The organism is Kitasatospora sp. NPDC057512 (genome assembly GCF_042802135.1).
Taxonomy (GTDB): Bacteria; Actinomycetota; Actinomycetes; order Streptomycetales; family Streptomycetaceae; genus Kitasatospora.
The window spans coordinates 1-4,040 of the sequence record NZ_JBHVET010000749.1; the positions used below are offsets into that span (position 1 = coordinate 1).

Here is a 4,040-nt window from a genome sequence, read left to right on the forward strand (position 1 = left end):
CGTACGAACACGGGGCCCGGGCGGTCCGGGCGCGCGGCGGCGGTCGGCCGTCAGACGTTGAAGCGGAACCAGCACGGCGACGCCCCGGCGGCCGCCGATCAGTAGCGGTAGCGGGCGGCCAGGATGACGATCTCCCGATCCGTGACCAGGTAGACGAGGCGGTGCTCGTCGTCGATCCGCCGCGACCAGACACCGGGCAGGTGGTACTTCAGCGGCTCGGGCTTGCCGATGCCGGTGAACGGGTCGCGCAACACGTCCTCGATGAGCTTGTTGATGCGGGCGAGCATCTTGCGGTCGTTCTTGAGCCAGGAGGTGTAGTCCTCCCAGCCGGTCTCCTCGAAGACGAGCCTCACGCGGCACCCTTCTCGCCATCCGCCGCATCAGGATCGATGAGCTCCCGCTCGGAAAGCCCCATGCCGCCAAGGGCGTTCTCATACGCCTTGAGCAGGCGGCGGGCGTTCACCGGCGAGCGCAACAGGTAGGAGCCTTCACGCAGGGCGGCATAGTCCTCGGCCGAGACGAGTACGGCATTTCCGTGCTTGGAGACGATCTCAATGGCCTCGTGATCGTCGTTGACCTTCTTGATCAACGGGAAGAGAGCCTTGCGCGCCTCGCTGGCAGTGATCGACATCGACTGAACTCCCTCCATGACTGGTACCACATAACGTACCACTCAAGCAGGCGCGGCGGGCCGAAGAAGTCAGCACCAGGTCAGCACGGAAAAGAGATCGGGGCCCGCCTCAAGAGAGGCGGGCCCCGTCCGACCTGCGCATGTGACAGATCAATCCAGCTCAAAGCAATCAGGAGCTCACACGTTGAAGCGGAACTCCACGACGTCGCCGTCCTGCATGACGTACTCCTTGCCCTCGATGCGGGCCTTGCCCTTGGCGCGGGCCTCGGCGATGGAGCCGGTCTCGACCAGGTCGGCGAAGGAGATCACCTCGGCCTTGATGAAGCCCTTCTGGAAGTCGGTGTGGATGACTCCGGCGGCCTCGGGGGCGGTGGCGCCCTTCTTGATGGTCCAGGCGCGGGCTTCCTTGGGGCCGGCCGTCAGGTAGGTCTGGAGGCCGAGGGTGTTGAAGCCGACCCGGGCGAGGGTGGCGAGGCCGGGCTCCTCCTGGCCCATGGACTGGAGGAGCTCCAGGGCCTCGGCGTCGTCCAGCTCGATCAGCTCGGACTCGATCTTGGCGTTCAGGAAGATCGCCTCGGCCGGGGCGACCAGCTCGCGCTGGGCGTTCTTGAAGTCCTCGTCGGCCAGCTCGGCCTCGTCCACGTTGAAGACGTAGAGGAAGGGCTTGGCGGTCAGCAGGTGGAGCTCGCGGATCGGGGCGGTGTCGAAGCCGGCCTCGAAGAGGGTCTTGCCGGTCTCCAGGATCGCCTGCGCGGCCTCGGCGGCGGCCAGCACGGGGGCGGTGTCCTTCTTGAGGCGCGCCTCCTTCTGGAGCCGCGGCAGGACCTTCTCGATGGTCTGGAGGTCGGCCAGGATCAGCTCGGTGTGGATGGTCTCGATGTCGTCCTTGGGCGACACCTTGCCGTCCACGTGCACCACGTCCGGGTCGGTGAAGGCGCGCACGACCTGGCAGATCGCGTCGGACTCGCGGATGTTGGCGAGGAACTTGTTGCCCAGGCCCTCGCCCTCGCTGGCGCCGCGCACGATTCCGGCGATGTCGACGAAGTCGACGGTGGCCGGGAGGATGCGCTGGGAGCCGAAGATCCCGGCGAGCTTGGCCAGCCGCTCGTCCGGGACGCCCACCACGCCGACGTTCGGCTCGATGGTGGCGAACGGGTAGTTGGCCGCCAGCACGTCGTTCTTGGTCAGGGCGTTGAACAGGGTCGACTTGCCGACGTTCGGCAGGCCGACGATTCCGATCGTGAGCGACATGAAGCGCAGTCCCGTGGGCTTGGAGGAGTTGGGTCGGCACCATACGGGCCGACCCCCAAGTCTACGGGCAGCCCCCGCCCCGCCTCACTCCTCGGTCGGCGCCGCCCTGGGCTCCAGGAACTCCAGCCGGTTGCCCAGCTTGTCGTCGGCGTAGAAGCGCCGGTGGCCGGGCAGGTTGTCGTCCCAGGTCACCGGGTGGCCGTGCGCGGCCAGGCGGTCGGCCAGGGCGTCCAGCGAGCGGACCAGGATGCCCGGGTGCCCCTTGCGGGACGGGCGGAAGTCCGGGGCCACGCCCAGGTGCACCTCGACCCCGCCGCCGCGGAACCAGCAGCCGCCGCGGGCGGCCAGCACCGGCGGCTTCGCCAGCTCGGCCATGCCGAGCACTCCGGACCAGAAGGCGCGGCACTCGTCCTCGGCCCCGGCCGGGATGTCGAGCTGGACGTGGTCGAGCCGTTCGAAGGTGAAATCGGTCATGCTGTTCCCCCGTGGAGAGACCCGTGAACGGATCCGTCGGTCGTCGTGTGCCGACTCGATCGAGCAGGTCAGCCGACCTGCGTGACGACCTGAGTGACGATCACATCAGTACTCCGTCCGGAGACACGGGACAAGACCTGAACGGTCCATTACACAGTGTGGCGATGATCGGACCGTACGTTGGGCGGGTGGAGCAGAGCATCCGTACCCAGCCGCCAGGGCCCAGACGCCGTCCGCCGACCGGCGCGGCCGCAGCCGCCGTCCCCGGTCCAGGCCGGGCTCCCGAGAACGCCGGAGCCCCCTCCGGACCCGCCCCCCGCTCCCGGCCGCGCCCTGCGGCCGGCCCGGCCGCCGCCCGCCCTGCCGCCTCCCGGCCGCGGCTGCGCCTGCCGCTGCGCGGGCGCGGCGACGAGCCGCTGTACGGGCGGCGGCGCACCGGCCGGCCGACCCGGCTGACGGCCATCGGCACCGGGCTGGTCGCCGTCCTGGCGACGCTCGCGGTGGCGGGCGTGGACCGGCTGCTGTTCGACGGCCTGGGCTGGCTGTTCGGCCTCGGCTACCTGGTGGTCTGCTTCCAGCTCGCCGTCCGGGTGCGCTACGCCGACCTGCTGGCCGCACCGATCAGCGGGCCGATCGCCTTCGCCCTCGCGCTGCTGCTGCTCGAACCGGTGGGCTCCCCGGGCGTCACCGCCCAGGTGGTCTCGCTGGCGACCGGGCTGGCGCTGCGGGCCGGCTGGCTGTTCTCCGGCACCGGGCTGGCCGCGCTGATCGTGCTCGCCCGGTTCGTCGCCCAGCGCCGGATCCAGCGCTCCCGCTGAGCGGCGGCGCCGCAGGAGCGCCCCTCAGCCCTCGGCCCGGGCCGCCGCCATCGCGGCCCCGACGATGCCCGCGTCGTTGCGCAGCTCCGCCGGCACCACCCGTGCCCGGCGGTCCTTCAGCAGCGGCAGGAACTTCTCGTGCTTGCGGCTCACCCCGCCGCCGATCACGATCAGCCCCGGCGAGAAGAGCATCTCCACCAGGTCCAGGTACTCGTCGACCCGCCCGGCCCACTGCTCCCAGTCCAGCCCGTGCCGCTCCTTGGCGGCCGAGGAGGCCCGCCGCTCGGCGTCCTTGCCGCGCAGCTCCAGGTGGCCCAGCTCGGTGTTGGGCACCAGTGTCCCGTCCACGAACAGGGCGCTGCCGATGCCGGTGCCGAAGGTGAGCACCAGGACCACGCCCGACTCGCCCCGCCCGGCGCCGTGGGTCAGCTCGGCCAGCCCGGCCGCGTCCGCGTCGTTCAGGACGGTCGCGGGCATGCCGAGCGCCTGGCGGAAGAGGCCCGCCGCGTCCAGGCCGATCCAGCCCTTGTCCACGTTGGCCGCCGTCCGGGTGCGGCCGTCGACGACCACGCCGGGGAAGGTCAGCCCGACCGGGCCCTGGTGGTCGAAGTGGCGGATCACCTCGCAGACGGCGGCGACCACGGCCTCGGGGGCGGACGGCTGCGGGGTGAGCACCTTCCGGCGCTCCTCGGCGAGCACGCCCCGGGCGAGGTCGACGGGCGCGCCCTTGATCCCCGAGCCGCCGATGTCCACGCCGAATACCGCCGTCATCACGTCCGCCCTCCGCCGTCGGCCGCGGACCTGCCGTCCGCGGCCGGTGCCTTGTCCACAGCCTGTGCACAAAGCTACGAGAGCGCGCCCGGGCG

The 4,040-nt window shown here is 71.2% G+C and carries 6 protein-coding genes; 1 reads left to right on the top strand and 5 read right to left on the bottom strand.

Translation table 11 applies throughout. The annotated features are described in order from the left end of the window. Nucleotides 1–98: 98 nt before the first annotated feature. From ACFU6K_RS33110 to ACFU6K_RS33125, 4 genes are all read right to left on the bottom strand, one after another. Nucleotides 99–353 (bottom strand): Txe/YoeB family addiction module toxin, encoded by a 255-nt coding sequence (locus ACFU6K_RS33110; protein ID WP_380669372.1) that lies wholly within the window; start codon nucleotides 351–353, stop codon nucleotides 99–101. Continuing rightward, nucleotides 350–631 carry a type II toxin-antitoxin system Phd/YefM family antitoxin gene (locus ACFU6K_RS33115; RefSeq protein WP_380669374.1) on the bottom strand — a complete coding sequence of 94 codons (282 nt, stop codon included), beginning with the start codon at nucleotides 629–631 and terminating at the stop codon, nucleotides 350–352. The genes ACFU6K_RS33110 and ACFU6K_RS33115 overlap by 4 nt, the downstream gene beginning before the upstream one ends. Nucleotides 632–808: 177 nt before the next feature. Next, nucleotides 809–1,882 (bottom strand): redox-regulated ATPase YchF, encoded by a 1,074-nt coding sequence (gene ychF, locus ACFU6K_RS33120; RefSeq protein WP_380669376.1) that lies wholly within the window; start codon nucleotides 1,880–1,882, stop codon nucleotides 809–811. Between the two features lie 84 nt (nucleotides 1,883–1,966). Beyond that, on the bottom strand, nucleotides 1,967–2,356 hold the full coding sequence (locus ACFU6K_RS33125) for a VOC family protein (RefSeq protein ID WP_380669378.1): 390 nt from the start codon (nucleotides 2,354–2,356) through the stop codon (nucleotides 1,967–1,969). 164 nt (nucleotides 2,357–2,520) lie between these two features. On the opposite strand from ACFU6K_RS33125, the gene ACFU6K_RS33130 reads away from it, so the two are divergent. Continuing rightward, on the top strand, nucleotides 2,521–3,174 hold the full coding sequence (locus ACFU6K_RS33130; protein WP_380669380.1) for a DUF6542 domain-containing protein: 654 nt from the start codon (nucleotides 2,521–2,523) through the stop codon (nucleotides 3,172–3,174). Between the two features lie 24 nt (nucleotides 3,175–3,198). Here ACFU6K_RS33130 and ppgK read toward each other — a convergent pair whose 3' ends face one another. Further along, complete coding sequence (ppgK, locus tag ACFU6K_RS33135; protein ID WP_380669382.1) at nucleotides 3,199–3,945, bottom strand: polyphosphate--glucose phosphotransferase; 747 nt, start codon at nucleotides 3,943–3,945, stop codon at nucleotides 3,199–3,201. Nucleotides 3,946–4,040 lie beyond the last annotated feature (95 nt).

Bases quoted from the DNA above. Each gene is read 5' to 3' on its own strand.
- ACFU6K_RS33125 (WP_380669378.1), bottom strand. From the start codon at position 2,356: ATGACCGATTTCACCTTCGAACGGCTCGACCACGTCCAGCTCGACATC.
- ppgK (WP_380669382.1), bottom strand. From the start codon at position 3,945: ATGACGGCGGTATTCGGCGTGGACATCGGCGGCTCGGGGATCAAGGGC.
- ychF (WP_380669376.1), bottom strand. From the start codon at position 1,882: ATGTCGCTCACGATCGGAATCGTCGGCCTGCCGAACGTCGGCAAGTCG.
- ACFU6K_RS33130 (WP_380669380.1), top strand. From the start codon at position 2,521: ATGATCGGACCGTACGTTGGGCGGGTGGAGCAGAGCATCCGTACCCAG.
- ACFU6K_RS33115 (WP_380669374.1), bottom strand. From the start codon at position 631: ATGTCGATCACTGCCAGCGAGGCGCGCAAGGCTCTCTTCCCGTTGATC.